Source organism: Syntrophobacter fumaroxidans MPOB (genome assembly GCF_000014965.1).
In the GTDB taxonomy this organism is placed as follows: Bacteria; Desulfobacterota; Syntrophobacteria; order Syntrophobacterales; family Syntrophobacteraceae; genus Syntrophobacter; species Syntrophobacter fumaroxidans.
In genome coordinates, this window is the sequence record NC_008554.1 from 3814569 (window position 1) to 3838553 (window position 23985).

The window sequence follows — 23985 nt, forward strand, 5'->3', positions numbered from 1 at the left end:
TTGTCCTGGTCCTAGATTTTGGTCGCGCGGGCGACGCCGAAGATCCCCGTCGGCTTTACAGTGAGAAACATCAATAGAATGCTGAAGGCGATGAGATCCCTCAGGGTCGAGGGGAAATAGGCCGCGACAAAAATTTCGATGAATCCGAGGAGGAATCCTCCCAGGAATGCCCCGCGAATCTCTCCGATTCCGCCAAGGACAGCCGCGATGAACGCTTTCCAGCCTACCAGCGCGCCCATGTACGGCTCCAGGACCGGGTAGGCGGTCGCGAACAGGACTCCGGCCAGGGCGGCCATCGACGAACCCAGAATGAATGTGAACACGATCACCGTGTCGACCGGAATTCCCATCAGGGGGACAGCCATCCGGTCGTAGGAAATCGCGCGCATCGCCATGCCGATCTTGGTCTTGCGGACGATGGTTTCGAGCAGCAGGAAGACGAGTATGGTGGTGACGATGACCAGGATCTTGATGTTGCTGATGACGACTCCGCCGACGGTGTACACGGCCTTGGGGAGCAGTTCCGGAAAGCTTCGGCGGCTGGCGCCCAGCAGGGCGAGGTTGCCGTTTTCCAGGATCAGCCCGCACATCAGGGCGGTGATGACCACGTAGAGGCGCGAGACCCCCTTGCGCCGCAACGGACGGTAGGCAACCCGTTCGATGGCTACCCCCACGCCCGCTGTGAGGATCATCGTCAGAATAAGGCTCAGGACAAAGATGGCCGTCGGAGAAAGTGCGAATGGAAGCGCCGCCGTGTAATGCCCGAGGAGCAGGGTTGCGATGAAAAAACCGATGTAGGCGCCCACCATGAAAATATCGCCGTGAGCGAAGTTGATCAGCAGCAGCACGCCGTAGACCAGCGTGTAACCCAGAGCGATGAGGGCGTAAAAGCTTCCCCATTGCATGGCGTTGAGAACGTTCTGAAAAAACGACTGCAAAAACAAAGGCCGCTCCTCTTGAGAAACCATATAGAAAGGCGGGAATCGCTTCCCGCCTTCCATGTCAAATCGGATCGGTCAACACATGACGGCGGTTCAGGGACAGGCTGACTTGAAGAACTCGAATTCACCCTTGTCGCTGATCTTGACGACCACCGCGCACTTGGTCGGATTGCCGCCCGGCGCGAAGGTCATCTTTCCGGTGATGCCCTCGAAGTCCTTGACCTGCGTGAGCTTATCCTTGATGGCGTCGCGGTCCTTGTCGAGATTGCCGCTCAGCCCGCCGGTGTTCTTCACGGCGGTGAAGAGCAGGTTGATGGCATCCCAGGTGAGAGCGGCAACGTCGTCGGGCACGTAGCCGTACTTCGTGTTGTACTTGTCGATGAATTCCTTGGTGGCTCCCTTGGCTCCGGCGGCAGCGTAATGAGTGCTGAAGCAGTAGCCCTTGCAGGCATCGCCGCAGAGCTTCATCAGCTCGGCCGATCCCCAGCTGTCGCTGCCCATGATGGGTTTCTTCCACCCGAGTTCCTGGGCCTGTTTCACGATCAGGGGGACTTCATCGTAGTATTGCGGAGTGAACAAAACGTCGGCCCCGGAAGCGACGATTTTGGTGAGCTGGGCGCTGAAATCCTTGTCCTTCGTGGTGAATGTCTCGAACGCCACCACCGAGCCCGGTCCGTGGATCTTTTCGAAGGCGTCCTTGAAGAACTCCGCAAGGCCCTTCGGATAGTCGCTGGCGATGTCGTAAAGCACGGCCGCCTTCTTGGCCTTGAATTCCTCGGTTACGAACTTGGCGGCCACCGGGCCCTGGAACGGATCGAGGAAACACGCCCGGAATACGTAGGGGCGATTTTCAGTGGTTTTGGGGTTGGTCGACCAGGGGGAGATCATGGGAGTTTTGTTGTCGTTGCATACCTGACCCGCCGGGATGGCCTGCTTGCTCGACTGGGGGCCGATGATCGCCAGGACGCCGTCCTGTGTGATGAGCTTCAAGGCCGTGGCGGTGGCCGATTCGGCTTTGGATTCATTGTCTTCGTAAATGAATTCCAGCTGGTAGGTCTTGTCCCCGACTTTCAGCCCTCCGGCGGCGTTGATCTCGCCTTTGAGGATTTCCGCGGCGAACTTGGAGCTTTCCCCGACCTTGGGAATGTCGCCCGTCAGGGGAATGTTGAAACCGACCTTGATGGTGTCGGCGCTCCACGAAGCGGGTGTGACGCAAAGCGGCACGATCAAGCTCAGTGCCATGATCCACAACATTTTCTTCATGACGGCTCTCCTCCCTGTGATGAGACAATCGCAGCGAACGCTACCAGTGGTCTTAAGGTCCAGGATCACATGTCCTTACAGCACAAAACCCGGGAGCTGTCAATCGTGATTGCTTATTCGGCGCCACATATGGGGGTCGATCGTTCGCGCGCCGCCGCGTGGAAGCGGCGGGCGGACGCCGGGCCGTTTACCCGCTTTGGGGGGAGCCGTCTCCAGTGCGCAGGGACGACCGTTACGCTTCCGGCCCCCGGCGGGGATGAATCGCCGAAGGCCGCCGTGCGATTCCGGCGACGCACGCTTGTTCTCCCGGCCTTCGGTTCCGGGGCGGCAGCCGCCGATGACCGCCCGCGAGTCATAACATCGCGGGCACGACTGCGGAAAGTGGAATTAACGTCGTGAGTTCTTGAATTAACGTGCAAAAAACAGGGAGAATCCGCTATAAAGAATGCGTGTCGAACTCCCGCTTCCGGGAAGGGTCACCGACTTCCGGTTGCAGAGCCCGTGAACAATCATCGAGGAGACTTCGATTCCATGAAAATCGGATGCCCGAAGGAAATCAAAAACCATGAATACCGGGTCGGGCTTACTCCGGCTGCGGTCAAAGCGTACTGCGAAGCAGGTCATGAAGTCTACATGCAAAAGGACGCTGGAGCCGGGTCCGGGATCGCCGATGCCGAATACGTCTCCGCGGGCGCCCGTGTTCTGCCGACGGCGGAAGAGGTCTGGAAGTCCTGCGAGATGATCGTCAAGGTCAAGGAGCCTTTGCCGGTCGAGTACGATCTGCTTCAGCGGGACCAACTGGTGTACACGTATTTCCATTTCGCCGCCGATGAACGGCTGACCCGGGCATGCCTGGAAAAAGGCATCATCGCTCTCGCTTACGAGACCGTCCAGGAAGCGGACGGTTCCCTGCCTCTTTTAAAGCCGATGAGCGAGATTGCGGGCCGCATGGCCCCGCTCATGGGAGCCTTCTACATGGGCAGAATTCATGGCGGGCGCGGGCTTCTGCCGACCGGCGTGCCGGGAGTCAAGCCCGGGAACGTCCTGATCCTCGGCGGCGGGACCGTGGGCAGGAATGCCGCCCATGTTGCGGCAGGGCTGGGGGCCAGGGTCACCATACTCGATATCAACCTGGATACCCTCGGACGTCTGAGCGATATCATGCCCCCCAACGTGGCGACCGTTTTCTCAGACAGCCACACCATCGATTTCCATATCGAGGATGCCGATATCGTCATCGGCGCCGTCCTTGTTCCTGGGGCCAAGGCACCCAAACTGATCACGCGGGAGACTCTGAAGCTCCTCAAACCCGGTTGCGTTTTCGTGGACGTCGCCATCGATCAGGGAGGGTGCTCCGTGACGTCGAGGCCGACCACCCACGCGGAACCGATTTACGTTCTTGAAAACATCGTTCACTACTGCGTGGCCAACATGCCGGGGGCCTACGCGCGCACTTCCACGTTCGCGCTCAACAACCGCACCATCAAATACGGTCTGAAACTGGCCGGTGAGACGCTCGAAAAGGCATGTGCCCGGAACCTCGCCCTCAAGAGAGGACTCAATCTCTACAAGGGCGCCATCACCTTTCAGCCCGTGGCGGAGGCCTTCGGACTGGAAAAGTTCTACAAACCGGTGGACGAGGTGCTCGGGTAAGCGCTCGATGACCGTTGCGGCATGGAGTGTCTTGGGCTGCGGGCGCTGTGCCTGCCGGCGGCTTCCTCGTCCGCGGCATCGGACTGTTTGCATCCGGTGACGATTCAAACGCGATTTCAGGGTTCCTCTTCGTTTCTTTCCCTCTGAGCGGGAGTCTTCGGAATGCGGGATTGGGACGCCGATGCCGGCCGATTCGTGAACGATCTCATTGAGGTTTGGACGCAGACCCGGTTCAAGCCGCTCGCCAGGACCGCCCGGAAACACCGCGAAGCACTGACGGTACTGGTGGGGGAGGTCTTTCGGCGGAAAGGAGGAAACGATCGGAAAAAGGCGGATGAGGCCCGGTCGGAAGTGCTGAAGTACGTGCTCGAACGCATGAAGCTCGAGTTGGAGTTCGAGCACTTCGTGCTGTTCAAGGAAGCGGAGACCATTCGGGTTGTCCTCGAGGACGCCTTCGGGATGGCGCAGGGGGCGGAGGAAGACAGGGTCCTCATCCCCCGGCGGCAGGAAGCCGTCAGGATGATCGTCAGGTGCCTGTTCGCAGGTCCTCTCAAGAGCGCCGACACGAAAGACGTGGCCGTGTTCCTGCGGTTCTTCTCCCCGGCCGGCGACAAGACTTCCGTGGATCAGGACCGGACCCAGCGGATCAAGTCAATGGTCTGGCTGGCCTACCTGCTCATGGATCTCGTCCGGGTCGATCGGGAACGGGCGTGCGCGTCCGGGACGGGGTATCTGCGCTGTGCCTTGACGAACCTGTTGGACCGGGCGATCGAAGGGAAGATCATCAACGAGGAGACGGCGGTTCCGAGCTACAATTATGAAGGGGGGAAATGGGACGATACCCTTTACGGGTGGCTCCAGGGCGAAGACCGCAGGCCGCTGGCGGAAAAGCTCAGGAGGCAGTTCAACCTCGACAACCGTCTCGATCACGCCAACCGGATGCTCCTGGCGGGTCACCGGGAATGCCTTTACCGTCAGGTATTGTTCCTTTTCTGTTGAACGGGCGAGAGGATTGCGGTCATGAATGGCGAAACGCTCTTCGACAAGTTTCCGGAAGCCGTTTTCCGCAGCCTCTGGGAGCAGATGCTGCTGGGCACGCTCCCGTCGGAACTTGTGAGCGAAGTGCTCGCGCCCCTTCTGTCCGATTATGAACGGGTCCGGCTTGTGCTGCCGTCTGAAGTGCGCTGCGATTGCGAGAGCATTTTGCGGGTCTACCCGGAAATCGCGGCAGCTCATGGGATTGAGCCGCCTCCGGCTTTACCCGAAGTGCTGGGCTCACTTTGGACCAGAATCCGGAGACGAAAATCCGGAGGGCCCGAAGTGTCCCCGGGAGTCGCCGCGGACCTGGCCGCTCAGTCTCAGACACCGCTTCCAGTGGCTGAGGACCCGCTCTCGGCCGAAGGGCTGATCCGGCCGGAAGGAGGTCGACCCGTTCTCATCCGCATCGCATACGAGCCTGAGCGGCAGCGCCTTTGCTTCGAAGCACCTTCGTCGTCGGGAAGAGTCGCTTTGCATCTCGGTGGAAGATTCGTTCTCACCCTCCGGCCCCGTGTCCCCGCCTGCCTGTCCGTGGACCGATTCCTGGAATCGGCTCGAGACCCTGAGACGGGTGAAGTCGAGCTGGAGCTCTTTGAGGAAGAGGCCGAAAGGATGTAGCGCCGCGGCGACTCGCGGCAGGCAGGCCCGGTTGACTCTTGTCCGTGGTTCATCTATCATTTTAAATTACGCTGAGTTGTGCCGCCGGAACACCGCAGGCGTGCTTCAAGCCGAAAAGCGTGTCCGATTGCTCGGTGTGTGATTTTCCCTTCTGTTCGGTGCCGCAGGTGAAGGCAGGGACGGGATGAAAATAAAGTTCGGAATCATTATCAAGCTATTCTTCTGGTATTTCGCGCTCGCCACGATTTTCTATGGAACCATCGTCATCCTTTTTGTCCACATGCGCCAAATCATGCAGATATCCGAAACGGTCGTGAACAGGAACTACAGGATCGCCGCGGCATCCAAGAAGATGATCGACAGCCTGCTCTGGATGGCGGAAAACGAACGCAAGTACGACTTACTCAAGAAGGAGGACTACAAGGAGTTCTTTTTCTCGGCGCAAAAGGAGTACGAGGGGAATCTGGTCGAGATCCTGCGCATAAGCTCCGGATGGGGCAAGCAAGGCGACCCCTGGGACGACCTCTTCCGGAACTACCAGATTCACTTTGCCGCGACCGGAAGCGAACCGGTGGAAGGTGAAGGGGCGAAGACTCCCTGGCTTGCCGAGGAGGTCATCAACGAGTGGATCCGGAAGATATCCAAGGCCAGGGCCGCGAACGAACAGGAAATCGAATCGGAGATGCGGGTCCTCAGCCAGACGGGCCGCATGGCGCTCCAGGCCGGGTTCATCGGCCTCGGCGTGTCGGTGCTCGCCGGCCTTCTCGGCAGCATCTACCTCGGGCATTACATGAACAAGCCGCTCCAGGAATTGCGCCGGGGCATTCGTTCCATAACCAGGGAAGGGTCCATCGAACCGATCCGCATCCTGACCAAGGACGAATTCGGAGAGCTTGCGGGGGCATTCAACGAGATGGCCGCCCGGCTGGCCGAAGAAGAGCGCATGAGGTCGGATTTCATCTCCATGCTGAGCCACGAAATAAGGACGCCGCTGACCTCGATCAGGGAGTCCGTCAATTTGATCGTCGAAGAGGTGGTGGGGGAAATCAACGAGCGGCAGAGGCGGTTCCTGCAGATCGCCAGCGATGAAATACAAAGGATAACCTCCCTGCTGAACCATCTCATGCAGGTGTCCAGGCTCGAGGCGGGTGCCGTGTCCATCCGGCCGCGGCCCCTCGATGCCGCCGAGTTCGTGGCGGGGAGCATCCACAGGGTCACCCCCGCCGCGGAGGCGAAGGGGATCAGCATCCGGACCGAAATCGCCCCTGGAATTCCCCGGGCTATGGGCGATCCGGAAAACCTGCAGCAGGTGCTTCTCAATTTGTTGGGGAATGCCATCAAATTTTCCCCACCGGGCACGGATGTTGTGGTAAAGGCAGAGTTCGATCCTGCTAAGAGTGGCTCCAACCTGACGTTTTCCGTATCGGACAGCGGCCCGGGGATACCGGACGAGGAACTGACCCTGGTTTTTCACAAGTATTATCGGGCTTCGGGGGTCAGGGACGAGGTGGACGGTGTCGGTTTGGGACTCAGCATTTCCAAGCATATTGTGGAGGCTCACGGCGGAAGAGTCTGGGTGAGCAGTCGAACGGGAGAAGGGTGTACCTTTTCCTTCACTCTTCCCGCGGTGGATGAGGCATGACCATGAGCGTTCGTTTTCCTTTGGGGATTCTGGTTGGCTGGAGGGTCCCGCTGCTGGTTTGCATGGTCTTGTGCGGTCATGTGGCGTGCAGCGTGCACCCGACGGTGACGTTGCGGGGGCAGGCCCGGCCCGCGCAGCAGGTCGAACCCGGGACGTGGGCTGATGGAGTCTCCGCTTTCCGGGAGGGGGATTATGCCCGGGCGTTGGTGATATTCGAGGAGCTCAACGAACACGCCAAGACCGAATCCGTCAGCCGCAAGGCCCTTTTCGGGCAGGCTGTGACGCGATTCATGCTTGCGAGGACACCGGAAGAGTACGGTGAGGCGATGTCTTTCTGGGAATTCTGGAGCAGGCGGGCTCAGACTGCGCCGGAAGCCGAAGATCCGCTTCTGCTCACGCTTTTTCTGGAGCGGCTGACCAGTCGGATCGTCGCCGAGAGCGCCAGGAACAAGGCTTTGTCCTCCCAGGAGGCGACGGCGAACAACGTGCCTCCGTACAAAAGCCTTTTCCAGGGCAAGGAAAAAGAAGTGGAGCAATTGAAAGCGAAGCTTGAAGCCAAGGAAAAGGAAAACCGCCGGCTCAAACATCAGATCAACTCCCTGGAAGAGATACACCTCAAGTTTCAGGAGAAAAAGCAAGAGGTTTCCTCCCCGTGAGGGAACCCGGATGCGGAGAGGATTTTGCAGACCAAGCGGACCATCCTCGTGGTGGATGACGATTTGCACATCCTGGAGGTCATTGAGGCACGTCTGTCTTCGATGGATTTCCGGGTGCTCAAGGCGACCAGCGGACAGGAAGCGCTCGATCTCCTCAAAGCCGGTGCCGTGGATCTCGTGATCACCGATGTACGAATGCCGGGGATGGGAGGAATGGACCTTTTCCACGAGATACAGACCTTTCATGCCGGGCTTCCGGTTATCTTTCTGACGGCCTACGGCACGATCTCCGATGCCGTGAAAGCCGTGAAGGCCGGAGCGGTCGACTATCTCACGAAGCCTTTCGACGGCCGCGACCTGGTCCTGAAGGTCAAGGAGATTCTGCGAAAACCCGTCCCCCATCTGCCTGCCCAGGAGACGATTTCCCCGAAACACGAGTTCTGGGGCGGTAAAAGCGCCTCCATGAGAGAGCTCCAGGACCTGGTGGAGCGCATTGCCCCCAGTGACGTGAACGTGCTGATTCTGGGCGAGAGCGGGGTGGGCAAGGAACGCGTGGCCCGCCTGATTCACCAGAAAGGCCCGAGGCGACTGTTCCCGTTTGTCGTGGTCGATTGCGGCTCCACGCCGACGGGGCTTCTGGAAAGCGAGCTTTTCGGCCATGTGCGGGGAGCGTTCACTCACGCCATCAGAGACAAAAAGGGACTGATCGAAGCGGCGGAGCGGGGCACGCTTTTTCTGGATGAGATCGGCAACATTTCACCCGAAATGCAGGTCCGGCTGCTGCGTTTCCTGGAAGACCGCAAGATTCGGCGCATCGGCGATCTGCGCGAAATACCGGTGAACTGCCGTGTGATCGCGGCCACCAACGTGGACCTGCCCGAGGACGTCGAGGCCGGCAATTTCAGAGAAGATCTGTACTACCGGCTCCGAGTCGTCACGCTCAGAATTCCGCCGCTCCGGGAAAGGCGGGAGGATATTCCGCTGCTGGCTCAGCACTTTCTTCAGTCTTTTTGTGAGAGTCAGAATCTGCCCCCCGTGAGGCTCCCCCAGGAAACGATTCGATGGCTCTCCGAATACCCGTGGCCCGGAAATGTCCGGGAGCTGAAGAACGCCTTGGAAGCCGGAGCCGTCCTTTGCCGCGAGAGCGTCTTGCGTCCCAGCGATCTGCACTTGTCAGGGCTGCCGCATGCGCCCCTGAAGCCGCACGTATCCGTCGGCGATTCGCTCTCCCTGGAAGAAAGCGAACGCAACGCCATTGTGCGGGCTCTCCAGCAGGCCGGCTGGGTCCAGAAGGATGCCGCTCAACTGCTGGGCATCAGCCGCAGGGCGATCAATTACAAAATCAAGAAATACGGAATCGAATCGAGCGGAAAACGGGCGAGCGCGGAAGAAACGGATTGATTCGAAAGCCTCCCGTGACCGGGCACGTCCGCAAGCCTGCCCGCGATCGACCCGCCGAGATCGCGGGGTTCCCGATGAGCCTTGATACTTCTGCATTTGATATTTGGTTTGGTTCGACAGGACACTTTAACGCGGTCTTGAACGTCGTATCCGACAGGGGAGTGAGAGTGCGGCCGGGAGTGTCGCGCTTCCGGGAAATCAGCTGTCCATGATCTGACGGATTTTCCTTGCCAGCGCATCCAACTTGAAGGGTTTTTGCAGAAAATCGGTCTCCGGGTCGAGAATGCCGTTGTGCACGATGCCGTGGTCGGTGTAGCCCGAGATGAAAAGCGTTTTCAGACGCGGGTATGCGGTCGACAACCGTTCAGCCAGTTCCCGCCCGTTCATTCCGGGCATGACCACATCGGTGACCAGCAGATCGATCACCCCCTCGTGATCGCCGCACAGGTTCAGCGCTTCATCTCCACTGGCGGCGTTGAGCATGGTGTAGCCATTCTGTTTCAAGGTTTCACAGATCATGTTCCTCACCAGATCATCGTCTTCCACCAGCAGGATAGTCTCGCTGCCTTCGACCGGAATAGCTTCCTGCCGGGCCGGCAGCACTTCTTCGACCTCGCCTTCCACCCGGGGCAGATAGATTTTGAATGTCGTGCCTTCTCCCGGTTCACTGTACACCCAGATGTGCCCGCCGCTCTGAGTCACGATTCCGTAAACCGTTGCCAGTCCCAGCCCCGTTCCCTTTCCCTGTTCCTTGGTGGTATAAAAGGGCTCGAACAGGTGAGAAATGGTTTCACTGCTCATGCCCATGCCGTCGTCGCTCACGGCGAGCAGCACGTAAGAACCGGGGTTCACGGCCATGTGTCTGCTGACGTAGCTGCCGTCGAGCTCGACGTTGCGGGCTTCGATCAGCAGCCGGCCTCCCTGGGGCATGGCATCCCGGGCATTCACGACCAGGTTCATGATGACCTGTTCAATCTGTCCCTGGTCGGCTTTCACGCGCCAGAGTCCCTCGTCGACAGCCGTGCAAAGCGCGATGTTTTCCCCGATCAGACGGCGAAGCATTTCCTCCATGCGTGCGACAACGTCACGAAGGTCCAGTACTCTCGGCCTCAGAACCTGCTTGCGGCTGAAGGCCAGGAGCTGGCTCGTCAAGGCGGCGGCCCTTTCCGCAGCCCTTCTGATTTCTTCCGCATTCTTTCTCAAAGCGTCTTCCCCTTTGAGGTTTGATTCCAACGTATCGGCGTAGCCGGTAATGGCCGTGAGCAGATTGTTGAAATCGTGCGCGATCCCTCCTGCAAGCCGCCCCACGGCTTCCATCTTCTGGGCTTGGCGCAATTGTTCTTCGAGGTTCTTCTGATCCGTCACATCCAGCAGGTAGCCTTTGAGGAGAGTCAACTCGCCTTGCCGAGTGAACGTCCCCACGGCGTTCATCACGACGTGCACTCTCTTCCCGTCGCAACGGTTGAGCTCACATCGATAATTCTCGATCTTCTTCCGTTTCCTGATGAGTTCGACAACACCAGCTTCGGAATCGGACGCCGGCTGGAGAAAGTTGAGGTCACTGGTGATCGCCGCCTCAACCGATGGAAAACCGAATATTCTAACAAATGCCGGATTGCAGGACAACAACCGGCCGTCCGGGGTCGAAACGTACGCCGCAGCGAGGTCTTCCTCGAAAAATCTGCGGTAGCGTTCCTCGCTTTCGAGTAAAGCCTCTTCCTTTCGTTTCAATTCCGACGTGTCCATCACGGCCAGGACACGTTTTCCATCGAGGGTGCTCATGCCCGTGGGAGCGGCCTGCAGAAGACAATGCAGCGTGGAGCCGTTCCCGCGAATCCAACACGCGGCTGCCCCGGCGCCCTCCGAAGAGGTGCACCCGTTGAGCAGTTGCGTCTTCACCCGCTCGTGCTCGCCCTCTTCAGCATAAAGCCCGGCGATGCTGCGGCCTTCGAGTTCCTCGGCACCGCGGCCGAGTATGTCGCACAGAGCCTGATTCACCCATTGGATGATGTCTTCCTTGAGCAGGCAGAAACCGACGGGGGATGCGGAAAGCACCGCCGCCAGAAGCCGCTCCGTTTCCTCCGCGCCCTTCCCGGCCGATTTCCGTTCCTCCCCGCGGCGGATCACAATCGGCACGAGCAGCGCGCAAACCACTAATACCATGATTGCGGCGGAAAGAAAAACGGGTTCATTCCAGCCGAAAATCGGATCGGAGAAACGAGGTTGTCCCGGACCCCGTTCCCAGAGCACTTGGAAAAGCCTCAATCCAAGCAGCAGGGCGGCGACCCCGAACAGGTAGAGGACCTTATCGCGATTTAATATTCGAATCGGTTTGTGCAGAAAATAAGCTCCTGTTAGACAAGATGCCAGGACGAATGCCATAATGAAGATGGCGTTCATAAATGAGTCCCTGCCGCTAACTGTCCAGACCCCGCCTGCACAGATTGCTCCCCCATCGGCCAAATTCCTCTATAATTAAGGCTAGTCAGGGTGGTTTTTCAATTAAAAAGAATCAATCTGACGTTCTTTCCGGTTGAAAGGCTGATCTCATCTTAAAAGCCGAGTTGATTTTCAATCCGAATTCGTTTACCGCTATGGCGTGATTTGCCGCCTCTGACAATAGAGTTGCATCAAGCAGACCTCCGCAGTATTTACCGGTGATACGCCTTTGCGCCGGGAAAGCTTGTGAATGCCGTGGCTGCCGTGAGGGGTGCCTCCGCTTTGCACGCATGAGCGGGGAAAGCCTGGTGTCGGCATTCGCGATCAAAGATGGACGGGAGCCTTGTCGCCCTTGCGCGAGGGAGGGGCTTGCCGGCGATGTCGGGATTGGTGGAGCCGGTCGCGCTTTGCACGCATGAGGAGGAAAAGTTCTGGGACCGGATCGGCCGAGCTCGGGAATTCGGCCGCATTCGAGCCGCTTTGCGGCGTTGGGAAGCGGCTGCAGTGAAGCATTCCGTTCGAACAGACCGAGGATTACCATGGAAAAAGGATTGGTTGCCCTGAAGCTGTTTCCCCAGGAATTCATGTCGGCGGAGACGGGAATACTTTTTCTGGGATTCGTTGCACAGGGCCTCTTTTCGGCGCGGTTCCTGGTGCAGTGGATCGTGAGTGAAAGGCAGGGCCGGAGCGTGGTCCCGATGGCTTTCTGGTATCTGAGCGTGGCCGGCGGGGGGCTGTTGTTGATCTATGCCGTGATTCGCCGGGACCCGGTGTTCATTCTGGGCCAGGCGAGCGGTCTGGTGGTCTACGGCAGGAACATCTACCTCATCTACCGGGAACGCGGGCGAAAAAAGAAAGAAGCGGAGTCCGGCACCACCTGAGACGTCCCGAGGCGCCCGGGGCCTCGTGGGTGTTCGAACGAGCCGCATGGGGCGCAGGATGGCGAGCCGGAACGGGCCGTAAACGGGGAGACGCGGTTTCTACGGCCTGCGGCAGACCCTCTTCACCGCGTAGATTCTCTTGTTCTGGGTCTCATAGTAAATACGCACCAGGATTTCGCCGATCAGACCGATGGCCAGAAACTGGACTCCCGCCAGCATCAGCACGGAAGCCACGATGGCAAGCGGTCCGTGATGCTCGATGATGGATATTCCATCGAAGAGCTTGCGGTAGGCGAGGAACGTGCCGATCAGGAAAGACGGGCCGACACACGCAAGGAACATCTTGCCGAAAAAGTGCAGCGGCCTCGTCAGGTACCTGCGCAAAAAACCCACCGTCACCAGGTCGAACATGACCCGGAACGTTCTCGAAAGCCCGTAGTGCGATTTTCCCTCGTTGCGCCCCATGTCCTTGATGGGAATCTCGACGATGCGCGCTCCGTACAAGGAGATGAGCGCGGGGACGAATCGGTGCAGTTCGCCGTAGAGGTGGAGGTCGGCGAGCACGTCACGCCGATACGCCTTGAACGTGGTCCCGAAATCGTGCACCTGGACGCCGGAGACTTTGGCGATCAACCAGTTGGCGATACGCGAGGGGATCGTGCGCGTCAGCAGAGCGTCCGATCGGGTCAGCCTCCAGCCCGAAACGAGGTCGTAGCCCTCGTTGATTTTCTCCAGGAAATTCGGGATTTCCTCGGGTGCGTGCTGCAGATCGCCGTCCATGGCGACGATGTATTCGCCCAGAGCGTGGTCGAACCCGGCCATGAGGGCGGGTGTCTGGCCGTAGTTGCGCCGCAGATGGACAACCACGACCCTCGAGTCGCACGCGTGCAGCTCATCCAGAATCCCGGGCGTGGCGTCCGTGCTGCCGTCGTTCACCAAGACCATTTCCCAGGTTCCCGGCAAGTTTTCCATGGTGTCTTTGACCCGCTGGTAAAGTTCCCGGAGTGTACTCGCTTCGTTGTGAAGCGGGATCACCACGGAAACGTCCGGACCGTGACCGGGTCCGACCGCGGGAACATCCGTATCCACAGGTGGTGTTGTCACGACAGCTCCTCTCCAAAACCCCTCACGCTGAATCCATGCCTGTCCGAAAGACTCACCCAAACGGGTGAGAGCAGGATGTCACGTTCCACTTCCCGTTGACCGAGCAACCGGGTTCGGGCATTCTTCAATGCCTGATCGACCACCCCGGGGTGTACCATCCATTCGTTCACGCCCGGCTTCAGCCGTCCGACCAGGCGACTCAGGACCTTTTCGTTCCAGAGGCCGGTCACTGAAAGGCCGTGGAAGCCGTCCGGAGTCCTCAGGCCCGACCGCCTTACGAAATGCCTGAACACAGGCTGCAACGGCTTGATGATGTTCGCCTCCGCATACTGCTTCAAGAACACGCGGCGGTCGTTCTTCCCAACCGCTGTGATCAGCCGCCACGCGGATGCATCTTCGAAGGGGTTCCTGATCCAGGGGATGGAATACCTGCGCGCGATCTCGATCGCGACTTCCAGAACCGGGGGAAGAACGTGCACGTGCTTGTGACTGTCGAGATGCGTCGGCACGATACCGCAGTCCATGATTTTGGAAACCTGTGCCAGAAGCTCCCTTCGAATGTCCCCCGCCGAGACTGCTCCGCTGACCAGCGCTGCGGCAAGGCCGCGGGGACTCGACTGCATCGCGCCGGTTTCATCGACCAGCGTGGGAACCTTGTCCGGACTCGCGACCGGTTTCAGTTCCGTGAGGTTGAGATGAACGCCAACGCTCAGCGACCGGTTCGCTTTGGCAATGGCAACCGCATCGTCGAAGGCGGGACCGTTCGCCATGAGCGTCGTGTTGCGAAGGACCCCTTCGGCGGCGCAGCATTGGATTGTGGCGTTGATCCCGCCGGTATAGCCGAAGTCGTCGGCGTTGATAACGAGAATGCATTTCATGTCGGTTGCCGAATCCCGGTAGTCCGGGCTCCACTCGTTTCTTGAACGACGGGCCTGCCGACGGCATCCCGCCACAACCGCTCGTCGAGACTGGCGCAGAACCCCCTCTGAAAGCGATGCGGCCCGGTGGCCCTCAGGCATCCGGACCTGCTCGAAGCGACGCCGCAAAGCGCAATGCCCACGTCTCAGGTGGTGACTAGCTAACAGAACTGGGGGCAAGTGTCAAGTTGACGCGCGCGCTCACCGACCTATACGCTGGGAGCATTCCCGCTTTTCTTTCAATCTCATCTACTGTATCTTTGGTGCCGGCGGGAGCCGTCGCATACAGTCAATGCAGGGGGGAGAGTATGAGCGACATCCGATGGCGAATAGCGCGGTATTGGATGCCGGTACTGGTTGCCGGATTGATGGTCGTCGCCGGGGGGGCAGCCCGGGCTGAGGGCCTGCGGGTCTTGACTCTGGACGAAATCGTTCAGATGGCGCTCGAGACGAGCCCGCAACTGAAAGAGGCCGATCAGGACATCAAGGCGGCTCAGGGCGATCTCGCGCAGGCCAGGGGAGGCCAATGGGCGCAATTGGATGTGGTGGCTATCGGCGCCCCCTCCGAGGATGCGAAGAAACCGATCGTCAGGATCGATCCGGTCACGAACATCGGCCACATCGAGGACCGCGACGAGGGCGACGTGGGGATATTCGGGAGCCTCGATTTCTTTCTCGTTCAGCCCCTGTACACCTTCGGGAAGATCTCCAACCGCAGAGACGCCGCGGCGCTGGGGGTCGAGGTTCAGAAGTCGATCAAGGAACAGAAGAAAGGCGAGGTCATCCTGACGATCAAGGAAATGTACTACGGATTGGTGGTCGCCACGCAGGGGAAATCGGCCTCGCAGGATGCCGAGGAATTCGTCAAGGACGCCCGCAGGCGCATCGAGCGTTTGCTCGAGGCCGGTTCGAAGAACGTGGACCGCAGCGACCTGTACCGGCTCGAGGCGTATGAAGCGGAGATCAAACAGTTTCAGGTCAAGGCCGATACGGGAGCTCAGTTGGCCTACATGGCGCTGAAGAGAGCCATCAACTATCCGGCCGGTGAGGACTTCAGGCTGGACACGAAGGAGCTCCCGAAGAATGTTCGGCAGTTGGGCTCTCTGGAGGAATACATCCAGCAGGCCCTGGCGGAAAGACCGGAATTCGAGCAGCTGAAGAAGGGCATACAGGCACGGAAGGCCATGGTCGAAGGTGCCAGGGCGGACCTCTATCCGTCGATATTCGTTGCCGGCGTCGGCTCGTTTGCGGGCGCGCCTGGCAGGGAAAAACTGGACATTTCGTACTTTCATGACGAATTCAACCATGTTGAAGCCGGGGCATTTCTCGGCGCCAATTGGCATTTCGACCTGGGTATCGGCCAGGGTAAGCTGGCGAGGGCCCGGGCCGAGCACCAGAAACTGGTCCATACGAAAGAATACGCCGAACGCAATATCCCCGTGGAAGTGGCAAAGTATTACCAGGAGGTCGTGGAATCCCAGGCGGCTTACGAGAACTACGGGAAAGGCACGGTCGCGGCCAGGAAGTGGGTCGTGTCCTCCTTTGCGAGTTTTGATGTCGGGGTGGGAACGGCCAAGGACATGTTCGATGCGATCGATCGTTATGGGAAGAACCAGGGGGAATACCTTTCCGCACTTTACAAGTACAATGTTTCGCTGGCTCGGCTGAGCCATGCGATCGCGGAATACCGGACCGGCGGTTCGTGAGTCGGAATGGAGCTCGGGTGGAACTGAAAGCGGAATAGAACAGGATGCCACACCGGAAATGAACCTGCTCTCAAGGCTCGTGCAATCGTGGGTGGCCTGGGTTCTGCCCAGGCCACGCCTTGTTTTGGGAATGGCTCTTGTCACTGCGGCGGCCTCGCTTTTCCTGGCCGCGACAAAACTGCACGTCCAAACGGATCAGCTGGAGCTGATCTCCGCCAAGCACCCCTTGATTGCCCTTTCCAGGAAACTGGAACCTTTCAATTTTGACGGCCGGGCGACGTTTTCCGTCGTGATCAAGGCTCCCACGCCGCGGCAAGCCGTCGCCTTCATCTCCGAGCTGGGGGCTCGTGTCGGAAAAGACGCCGCGCACTTCAGAGACGTGTTTTACCGGGTGGACCCCGACCTGTTCAAGAAATGGGCCCTGCTTTACCTGGACCGGAAGGACCTCCTGCAAATCAGGGAAAGCCTTGAAGAACATTCCAAAATGATCGCGGAGTTGTCCGCGGAGCCCGACCTGCTCGGATTCCTGAAGCTGGTGAACCGGGAGATGGCTTCGCGCATGGTGGGAGAGCTGTTCACGGGCTTCCTCGACGAAGACCCTGCCGCGAAAAGGTCCAAGGGCAAAGAGCCCATGGACCTGGGCTTTCTCATCCAGACGCTCAGCGGGCTCTCCAGCTATCTCGACGGCCATGACAAATACACCTCCCCATGGTCTTCATTTTTCAAGAGCAAGGCCTGGGATCTCGATCAGGAAGGGTATTTCTGGGAGGCGAACAAGCGCTTCGCGGTCTTGATAGCCATTCCGGCGAAGCTGGCCGTGGACGCGTTCAGTGACACTCAGATATCTCTCGGCGCGCTCAGGCGGCATGTTCGCGATGTGAAAGCGCTCCATCCGGACGTCGAAGCCGGTGTGACCGGCCAGGAAGCCCTGAACAACGATGAAATGAGGACGGTCCTGGGGGATATGAGCGTGGCGACGTGGCTCTCCCTGCTCGGCGTGTTTGTGCTCCTGATCTTGTTTCTTCGGAGCCTGCGCAGATCCGTCATCGAGGTGGCGACCCTGATCGTCGGCCTCTGCTGGACATTCGGATGGACTACGATTTTCATAGGCCACCTGAATATTTTGTCCGTCGTCTTTGCGCCTCTGCTGTGCGGGCTGGGCGTCGACTACGGAATTCACTGGATGGCCAGGTTTGAGGAAGAGGAGCGTGGCGGGGCGCTCGACAACCGGGCGCTGACCGAAAGAGTGATGGACCGGTCGGGCCCCGGCATTGTTCTGGCCGGGCTGAGCGCGGCTTTTTCCTTCATTCCGTTCGTGTTGACCGGGTTCGCGGGCTTGATGGAATTGGGGCTGATCACCGGCATGGGCATTTTGCTGATTCTGCTTGCGGGTTTTACCGTTCTGCCGGCCTTGATGATTATTTTCGGAGGATGTCGCAAGAGAGCGGAGGTCGATCCCGGTATTCAAGCCGAGCGCGACCTGATCCGGCTGGGGAGGGGTTCGGCGAGTCTCGTCCTGGCCGCCGCGTTAGGGCTTTGCGTGTTGAGTCTCCTGGGGCTGCGGGGAGTGCGCTTCGAATTGAACCCTCTGCTTCTCCAGGCCGCAAACGCTGAATCCGTGGTATGGGAAAAGACGCTGATCGAACAGTCGGAGCATCAGTTGCTGTCGGCGGCCGCGTTCGCCTCATCTCCCGAGGAGACGTCGGCCAAGGCGAAACGGTTCGAAGCTCTGCCGACGGTCGCGAGCGTCAAGACCGTATTCGGCATTCTTCCCGAGGACCAGGAGGAGAAGCTGCCCCTGTTGAGGGCCCTGCTGCCCCTGATACCCGAAATGCGCCCCTCCCGGGCACAGCCTGATCCCCCCTACATTTCCGACTTGATCGAGACGCTGGAACGGATACGGTTCAAGCTGCAGGACGATCAGGCGGAAAAGTGGGGGGCCGACAAGCCCCTGGTGGAACAGATGGCCACGGTCAGGAACCTGGGTGCAGGCATCATCGGCGCTTTGCGCGCTTCCCCGGAAGGTTTGCAGCGCCTTGCGGGGTATCGGGCCAGGTTTACGGACGACCTGACCGAGACCTGGAGCTTCCTGAGGGACGGTGCGGCGGCGCGGCCCATGACCCTCGATGATACGCCCAAGGTGCTCCGGGACCAGTTTCTCAGGGACGGGCTGTATCTGCTCCGCGTCTTTCCCAGGCAATCCGTCTGGGAAGAGGAAGCCCTCGCCCGATTCGTGAAGGATGTGATGAGCGTCGAAAAGGACGTCGTCGGAGATCCGGTCTCGCTCCATTTGTTCGCTTCGGCCTACAAGAGGGCATGCATGCTCGCGTCCGCCTATGCCCTCGCGGCGATCTTCCTGCTGCTGATTCTGACTTTCCGGAACCTCAGGCACGCCGCGCTCGCGCTCATCCCCCTCGTTGTCGGAACGGTTTGGACCGCGGGCATAATGGGCGTTGCGGGGGTCGACTTCAACCTGGCGAACAGTATGTTCATGCCCCTGGTTGTGGGAGCGGGGGTCGAGTACGCGATCATCATCATCGCCCGCTGGCGGGAGGGCGGGATGCAGCCCGGACATCTGCCCTGGAGCACCGGGAAAGGGGTCATCCTGGCCGCGCTCACCACCACGGTGGGATTCGGGACGCTCATGATTTCCCGTCACCAGGGGATTTTCAGCCTCGGTTTCGTTGCATGGTCCGGGAGCCTGTGTGTTCTGGCAACCGCTATTTTCGTATTGCCGGCGATACTGGCGGGCATGAATCCGCCCGAAGGCATTCCGCTGAAGAAGGAGAAAGACAATGGTACGATGGTTTCAAATTGCCTTGATGTGCCTGTGCTCACTCGTGAGTGCTCTTCCTGTGTCGGCGCAAACCGGAAGCGCCACTGACCAGGTGAAGGTGGTTCTCGACAAAGCGATGGAGATCCAGACCCGGGGCGATCTTCAGGGTGAGGCCCATCGCGCGGAGCGGGCGAAGCTGGTGCGCAAGCTCATCAGCGACAATTTCCTGTCCTCCGAAATGGCCCGGGAGGCGATCAAGGGCCACTGGGACAAACTGTCCGCGGCTCAACGCTCCGAATTCCAGGGGCTCTTCATTGCGCTCTTCCAGGATTCCTACACCCGGATGGTGCTGAACTTTCTGCAGCGGGAAACCATCGAATACCGCGGAGAATCCTCGGAAGGCAAAAGCAAGATGGTGCGGACCGTCATCATGCGCGCCAACGAACACATCCCCGTGGATTATATGCTCGATTTCAAGAGCAATAAATGGGGCATCCGGGATGTGGTGATCGACGGCGTCAGCATTGTGGAAAACTACAACACAACCTTCTCGCGCGCGATACAGGCCAACGGCATCGGCGATCTGCTGAGCAAGATGCGCGTGCAGAAGAACGCCGTTGTGGGCGATACCAAGCCGTAAAATAGCCGTGAGCAAGGTTCTTCATGGCGCCGAGCGCTGGGCCGGGGGCATTAGAGCCGTGGATTGCGCTGCCGCCTGGCCCACCCTGCCGATCCGTGTAAGCGACTGCACGGATCGGCAGGGTGGGCGCGGTTCCTCCGTGCACACGATCAGGCCGAGCCTTTCGCCCGCTTATTGCCTTGACCGTTGCGAGCCTGCGATCACACCGGGCCTCGCGTACGCCCGCTCTTGTCATAATCGCCGCGAAACCCGCCCGCGATACCTTCCGCTGATCCCCTCCTCGGCAACCCTGAACGTGAATCGGCATAAATCGTAACTGGTTCCCCTTCTCGGCGGAGATTGCCTTTGCGCTACGATTCCGAAGGCATACCGGGAATCGGGACCACCGACTGTAACTTTTGCCGTGGCCGCTGCGACTAAGTCATCGAAAGTGGATCCGGCTGCACCGGAAAGTTTCGAATGGAGTTGTTCCGAAAAAGGAGAGTATGATGAAAAAGATCGCTTTGGTTTCAATCCTTGTGCTGTTTACAATGGCCTCCGTGGGGGCGAGCGTCGCTGCGGCCGGGCCGCGTGGTCACGGTGGCGGAGGAGGGTACGGGGGATGCATGCTCGGAACCCTGCTCAGCTTGAATCTTTCGGAGGCTCAGAAGCATGACGTCGCCGTGATCATGAAATCCAATCGCGACGAGTTCAGGACGGTGGTCGGGCAAATGAGGGAGGCGAAAAAGGCCCTGTTCGACCGGATCAATGCCGAGCCTCTGGATGAGGAAGCCATCAGGCAGGCCGTCCGGCAACTCGCAACCGTTGGAGAGCAGGCGGCCGTTTTGAGAGGGCGAGCGCTCTCGGAGATCAAGGGCGTGCTCACGCCGGAACAACGCGCGGCACTGGCGGAACAGCGGGCGCATTTCGGAGCGATGTTTGAAGGGAGAGGGCATCGAGGGAACTTCCTGTTGGATGACTGGATCGACAAGTACGGCAAGTGATCCTTCCCCTTACGGTCGCGGCTCGGGAGCGACGGCCGCGACCAACGGATATTCCCCCTCCGGACGCGCGCTCCGAGTCTCATTGTCCGGTGGATTTTCCTGCACAGAGAGGCCCTTGATCCCAGTGAAGGACAACCGGCGCGGTGACGATTTCGATTCCGAGGTCATCGGGAGGGTACTCGGAGGCGATGTGAACGCCTTCGAATCGCTGATGGAGAAATATGGCGATCGGGTCTGTCGTATTGTCTCGAACCATGTGCCGCGCGACTATACGGAAGAAGTGGTCCACGAGGCTTTCGTGCGGGCCTACCGCTCCCTGCCCGGTTATTCGGCGAAGGCCCCCTTCGGGTACTGGCTGTCCAAAATCGCGGTGAGGTGCTGTTATGATTTCTGGCGAAATCGACGAAGAAACAGGGAAATAGCCCTGACGAGTCTCACGGAGGACCACCAGAAATGGGTCGATGCCGTGCGAAGCGTCGAATCGCAGGAGGTTTTCGAAAGGGAAGCGGGCAGGAAGGAAGCCGGGGAAGTCCTCGAGTATGCCCTCGAAAGATTGTCCGCGGGCGATCGCACGGTTCTCACGATGCTCTATCTCGACGGCATTCCGGTGAAGGAAGCCGCCGATTTGCTGGGATGGAGCGTCGTGGGCGTCAAAGTGAGGGCTTACCGGGCAAAACGTAAAATGAGGAGAGTCGTTTCCGAGCTGCTGGAACAGAAGGATCACGAAGATGAAAGCAGATGAGGAAGAGATTTCGAGAATCGAGAACGCATTGCTGTCCGCCCGTCGGCACAGGGAAACGGAACGGATGAGCTCGCGGCTGAGAAGCGACATCATGCGGGACATCCGCGCGGCCGCTCCCCGACGGGATGATGTGCGGGAGCCTGTTCCACTGCGGCTGGTATGGAGGTTCGCCGCCACGGTTTCGCTGGTGGCCGTGCTGGTGCTTTTCTATACCTTCGGGTCGAATTCGGGCGCGGAATACGAAGCGGCGGCGTTTTTCGGCGACGACATTCTGATCGCCGGCTCTCTTGATCTCTTGTGATACCAAGGTGCGTTCAAGATCACGCAAAACCTGTCCGGCGGGAGAAGACGCGGGCGTGGATAAACCCGGTCCCTGCGGAACGATGTGCCGGCCAGACGTAGCAAGAGAAACGCTTTATGCCCTCCCGCCCAGGTGCTGCGGACTTGAATGCAACCTGGTATGAAAGCTGAACGACGATGAAGTGGAAAGTATGGCTCGGATTGATCGCGCTTTTTCTTTCGGGAGTCCTGGTTGGTGTCGCCGGAACGGGATTCTACCTCAAAGGATCGCTGGAACAGTCACTCATCGGCGGCCATCGGCCCATGATGGGCAAGAACATCATGCGGCGGCTGGCCGGAGAGCTTCAGTTGACCGGGGAACAGCGGGTTGAGGTGGGCAGGATCATCTGTGAGGCCGAGCGGCGGTTGATGGAAACCCGGAGAAAACACAGGCCGGAGGTCGAGGAGATCATCCGGGGGGCAATCGCCCAGATGAAGCCCTTGCTGACACCCGAGCAGCAAGAGAAACTCGACGCCATGCATACAAGAGCCCGGGATCGTTGGAAGAGACAGCTGGATTGGCACGGGGGGCGCCACGGCGGCTGGGACTGCACCTGAAGAAGAAGCAGCGATTGGCCCCATGAAAGCCCGGCGACGCCCGAAATGCCGCGAAAGCTCAAGGCTCCGGTCTCTCGCCCGGCGGCAGCATCCTGCCGTCTTTCTGCAAACGGTAGCGCCGTCCTCGCCATTCCACGCTCCATCCGGTCAGGCTGGCGCACCAGACGCCAAATCCCAACAGGTCCCGAGGCAACAGCAGCCAGAGGTTCTTTTCCAGTATCCGATCCCGCAGGCCGCGCACCCCGACGTACCACCCGGTAAAAAGCCGCAGGGCCGCAACGGCGCCCAGCAGCAGGAAAGTAAAGGGCGAGGCGAAGAAAATGAAGTTGAGCAGCGCCGGAACCGTGCCGTAAGTGATCGCCGTCCCGAAATGGCCCATGGGACGGCAGGCCCGGATGTTTCGCGACCAGCGGATTTGATGATTGAGCATCGAGCGGAAGCTGAGCGGAGGCGGCATCGTCTCCACCACCGGCCTTCCCAGCCTGATTTCGTATCCCTCTCTCCAAAGCAGGTTTCCCAGCATGTAGTCGTCCCCGAGGTAATCGGCGATGGCCGCAAACCCCCCGATGGAAGACAGCCTGGTTTTCGTGGTCGCCATGGTGGCGCCGAAAGCGAACCGGATGCCTTCGGTGAAGTCGGCGACCAAAACACCCGGGGCAAACTCGCCCGTTATCCCGACCGCTTCGAGCAATGACGTCCAATTCGGGGTCGCCCCGGCGCGATAAAGGCAGGTGACGAGGCCGATACGCTCGTCCGCGAGCTCCGGAACCAGGGTGGACAGGTAGTCCGCTTCCACCCGGATGTCGCTGTCCACAATTACGATCAATTCATGCCGGGCGGCCGCGAGCATGTTGTTCAAATTGCTCACCTTGGGGTTTGTCCCGATGGCCTTCGAGTCGATCACCAGATGAATGTCGCAGTGAGGGAAGTTCTCCTTCAGCCGTTCCACCACCGGGATCGAACTGTCCATGGGGTCCTGGACGCCGAACACGAGCTGAAACTCGGGGTAGTCCAGGCGGCAGAACGAAGCGTAGTTGTCATAGGCCTGGAAATCGGCGCCGCACAGAGGAATGAGAATCGAGGCGGGTCGGACCGCGGAGACCGGCGCAGCGGAGCGCGGGCGGGAAAAGAACCGCCGTGCGGCAACGATGCAGGTGAGGTAATAGGCGCACCCGGCAAGGGACAGCAGGGACAGGAAAAAAACGACACAATCGGTGAGCATCGGAGCCTGCATTTCATGCCATGGGTTCAATCGATGCGGCCGGCGGATTCGCGGACCCGAGGGCCGATCCCTTTCAGGGAACACAGACCAGCGCGACACCCATGCAGACCAGCAGTGTTCCCGCCCAGCGCAACCCGTTGACCTCTTCCTTCAGGACGAATCTGGCTCCGATAATCGTAACGACGTAAACAAGCGACGTCGCGGGAACGACGAAACTCAAATCCGCCCAGGACAGAACGGCCAGAAAGGCGAAGAAGCTCACCGCAAGGCTGGCCACGCCCGAAAGGAAACTCAGGTTGGTGAATACTCTTCCGGCGACGGAAAGCAATTCACGAGGGGAGATGGAAGCGACTTCGCCGATCTGCTTCATCCCCCGTGTGATCAACACATCGCCGGCGGCGTTCGACACGACGATGATCAGAACCAGGAGAGCGGTTATCATTCAGTGCTCCATCAAACCGGTATC

At 59.5% G+C, this 23985-nt stretch carries 21 protein-coding genes; 14 read left to right on the forward strand and 7 right to left on the reverse strand.

Going from position 1 to position 23985, the window contains the following annotated elements:
• Positions 1-11 precede the first annotated feature (11 nt).
• Together SFUM_RS16055 and SFUM_RS16060 are read right to left on the reverse strand one after the other, a co-directional pair.
• Positions 12-905, reverse strand: coding sequence for a branched-chain amino acid ABC transporter permease (locus tag SFUM_RS16055; RefSeq protein ID WP_353743170.1), 894 nt, complete (start codon positions 903-905; stop codon positions 12-14).
• Between the two features lie 129 nt (positions 906-1034).
• Positions 1035-2204 carry an ABC transporter substrate-binding protein gene (locus SFUM_RS16060; RefSeq protein ID WP_011699903.1) on the reverse strand — a complete coding sequence of 390 codons (1170 nt, stop codon included), beginning with the start codon at positions 2202-2204 and terminating at the stop codon, positions 1035-1037.
• A 531-nt stretch (positions 2205-2735) separates the two neighbouring features.
• On the opposite strand from SFUM_RS16060, the gene ald reads away from it, so the two are divergent.
• The 6 genes from ald (at position 2736) to SFUM_RS16090 (ending at position 9212) form a co-directional block, all read left to right on the forward strand.
• The gene (ald, locus tag SFUM_RS16065) at positions 2736-3857 is read left to right on the forward strand and encodes an alanine dehydrogenase (RefSeq protein ID WP_011699904.1); all 1122 of its coding nucleotides are present in this window, start codon (positions 2736-2738) and stop codon (positions 3855-3857) included.
• Between the two features lie 162 nt (positions 3858-4019).
• Positions 4020-4856 carry a hypothetical protein gene (locus SFUM_RS16070; RefSeq protein ID WP_011699905.1) on the forward strand — a complete coding sequence of 279 codons (837 nt, stop codon included), beginning with the start codon at positions 4020-4022 and terminating at the stop codon, positions 4854-4856.
• 21 nt (positions 4857-4877) lie between these two features.
• Positions 4878-5513: a hypothetical protein gene (locus tag SFUM_RS16075; protein WP_011699906.1), complete on the forward strand. Its 636-nt coding sequence runs from the start codon at positions 4878-4880 to the stop codon at positions 5511-5513.
• A gap of 184 nt (positions 5514-5697) precedes the next feature.
• A complete protein-coding gene (locus tag SFUM_RS16080; protein WP_011699907.1) occupies positions 5698-7155 on the forward strand; it encodes a sensor histidine kinase in 1458 nt (485 codons plus the stop codon).
• A 2-nt stretch (positions 7156-7157) separates the two neighbouring features.
• Positions 7158-7811 carry a hypothetical protein gene (locus SFUM_RS16085; protein WP_011699908.1) on the forward strand — a complete coding sequence of 218 codons (654 nt, stop codon included), beginning with the start codon at positions 7158-7160 and terminating at the stop codon, positions 7809-7811.
• A 24-nt stretch (positions 7812-7835) separates the two neighbouring features.
• Positions 7836-9212, forward strand: a complete 1377-nt coding sequence (locus tag SFUM_RS16090) for a sigma-54-dependent transcriptional regulator (protein ID WP_011699909.1) — start codon at positions 7836-7838, stop codon at positions 9210-9212.
• Positions 9213-9410: 198 nt separating this feature from the next.
• On the opposite strand, the gene SFUM_RS16095 is transcribed toward SFUM_RS16090, so the two are convergent.
• A complete protein-coding gene (locus tag SFUM_RS16095; protein ID WP_011699910.1) occupies positions 9411-11612 on the reverse strand; it encodes a hybrid sensor histidine kinase/response regulator in 2202 nt (733 codons plus the stop codon).
• Between the two features lie 578 nt (positions 11613-12190).
• Here SFUM_RS16095 and SFUM_RS16100 point away from each other — a divergent pair.
• On the forward strand, positions 12191-12532 hold the full coding sequence (locus tag SFUM_RS16100; RefSeq protein WP_011699911.1) for a lipid-A-disaccharide synthase N-terminal domain-containing protein: 342 nt from the start codon (positions 12191-12193) through the stop codon (positions 12530-12532).
• A 99-nt stretch (positions 12533-12631) separates the two neighbouring features.
• On the opposite strand, the gene SFUM_RS16105 is transcribed toward SFUM_RS16100, so the two are convergent.
• Together SFUM_RS16105 and SFUM_RS21975 are read right to left on the reverse strand one after the other, a co-directional pair.
• A complete protein-coding gene (locus SFUM_RS16105; protein WP_011699912.1) occupies positions 12632-13636 on the reverse strand; it encodes a glycosyltransferase family 2 protein in 1005 nt (334 codons plus the stop codon).
• Entirely contained in the window at positions 13633-14514 is an 882-nt protein-coding gene (locus SFUM_RS21975) for a ChbG/HpnK family deacetylase (protein WP_011699913.1), read from the reverse strand. Before SFUM_RS21975 ends, SFUM_RS16105 begins: the two co-directional genes overlap by 4 nt.
• Positions 14515-14861: 347 nt before the next feature.
• Here SFUM_RS21975 and SFUM_RS16115 point away from each other — a divergent pair, with 347 nt between their 5' ends.
• The 7 genes from SFUM_RS16115 to SFUM_RS16145 all read left to right on the forward strand — a co-directional run bounded on the left by SFUM_RS16115 (position 14862) and on the right by SFUM_RS16145 (position 22297).
• Positions 14862-16259, forward strand: a complete 1398-nt coding sequence (locus SFUM_RS16115) for a TolC family protein (RefSeq protein WP_011699914.1) — start codon at positions 14862-14864, stop codon at positions 16257-16259.
• 58 nt (positions 16260-16317) lie between these two features.
• Entirely contained in the window at positions 16318-19143 is a 2826-nt protein-coding gene (locus SFUM_RS16120; RefSeq protein ID WP_041440743.1) for an MMPL family transporter, read from the forward strand.
• A complete protein-coding gene (locus SFUM_RS16125; protein ID WP_041440746.1) occupies positions 19115-19675 on the forward strand; it encodes an MlaC/ttg2D family ABC transporter substrate-binding protein in 561 nt (186 codons plus the stop codon). Before SFUM_RS16120 ends, SFUM_RS16125 begins: the two co-directional genes overlap by 29 nt.
• Positions 19676-20160: 485 nt before the next feature.
• Positions 20161-20658 (forward strand): Spy/CpxP family protein refolding chaperone, encoded by a 498-nt coding sequence (locus SFUM_RS16130; RefSeq protein WP_083764092.1) that lies wholly within the window; start codon positions 20161-20163, stop codon positions 20656-20658.
• Positions 20659-20782: 124 nt separating this feature from the next.
• Entirely contained in the window at positions 20783-21400 is a 618-nt protein-coding gene (locus tag SFUM_RS16135; RefSeq protein ID WP_041440749.1) for an RNA polymerase sigma factor, read from the forward strand.
• A complete protein-coding gene (locus SFUM_RS16140) occupies positions 21387-21701 on the forward strand; it encodes a hypothetical protein (RefSeq protein WP_011699919.1) in 315 nt (104 codons plus the stop codon). The genes SFUM_RS16135 and SFUM_RS16140 overlap by 14 nt, the downstream gene beginning before the upstream one ends.
• Before the next feature lie 176 nt (positions 21702-21877).
• Complete coding sequence (locus tag SFUM_RS16145; RefSeq protein ID WP_011699920.1) at positions 21878-22297, forward strand: hypothetical protein; 420 nt, start codon at positions 21878-21880, stop codon at positions 22295-22297.
• A gap of 58 nt (positions 22298-22355) precedes the next feature.
• Here SFUM_RS16145 and hpnI read toward each other — a convergent pair whose 3' ends face one another.
• Together hpnI and SFUM_RS16155 are read right to left on the reverse strand one after the other, a co-directional pair.
• Positions 22356-23531 carry a bacteriohopanetetrol glucosamine biosynthesis glycosyltransferase HpnI gene (gene hpnI, locus SFUM_RS16150; protein ID WP_083764093.1) on the reverse strand — a complete coding sequence of 392 codons (1176 nt, stop codon included), beginning with the start codon at positions 23529-23531 and terminating at the stop codon, positions 22356-22358.
• A 61-nt stretch (positions 23532-23592) separates the two neighbouring features.
• Entirely contained in the window at positions 23593-23961 is a 369-nt protein-coding gene (locus tag SFUM_RS16155; protein ID WP_011699922.1) for an EamA family transporter, read from the reverse strand.
• Between the last annotated feature and the right edge of the window lie 24 nt (positions 23962-23985).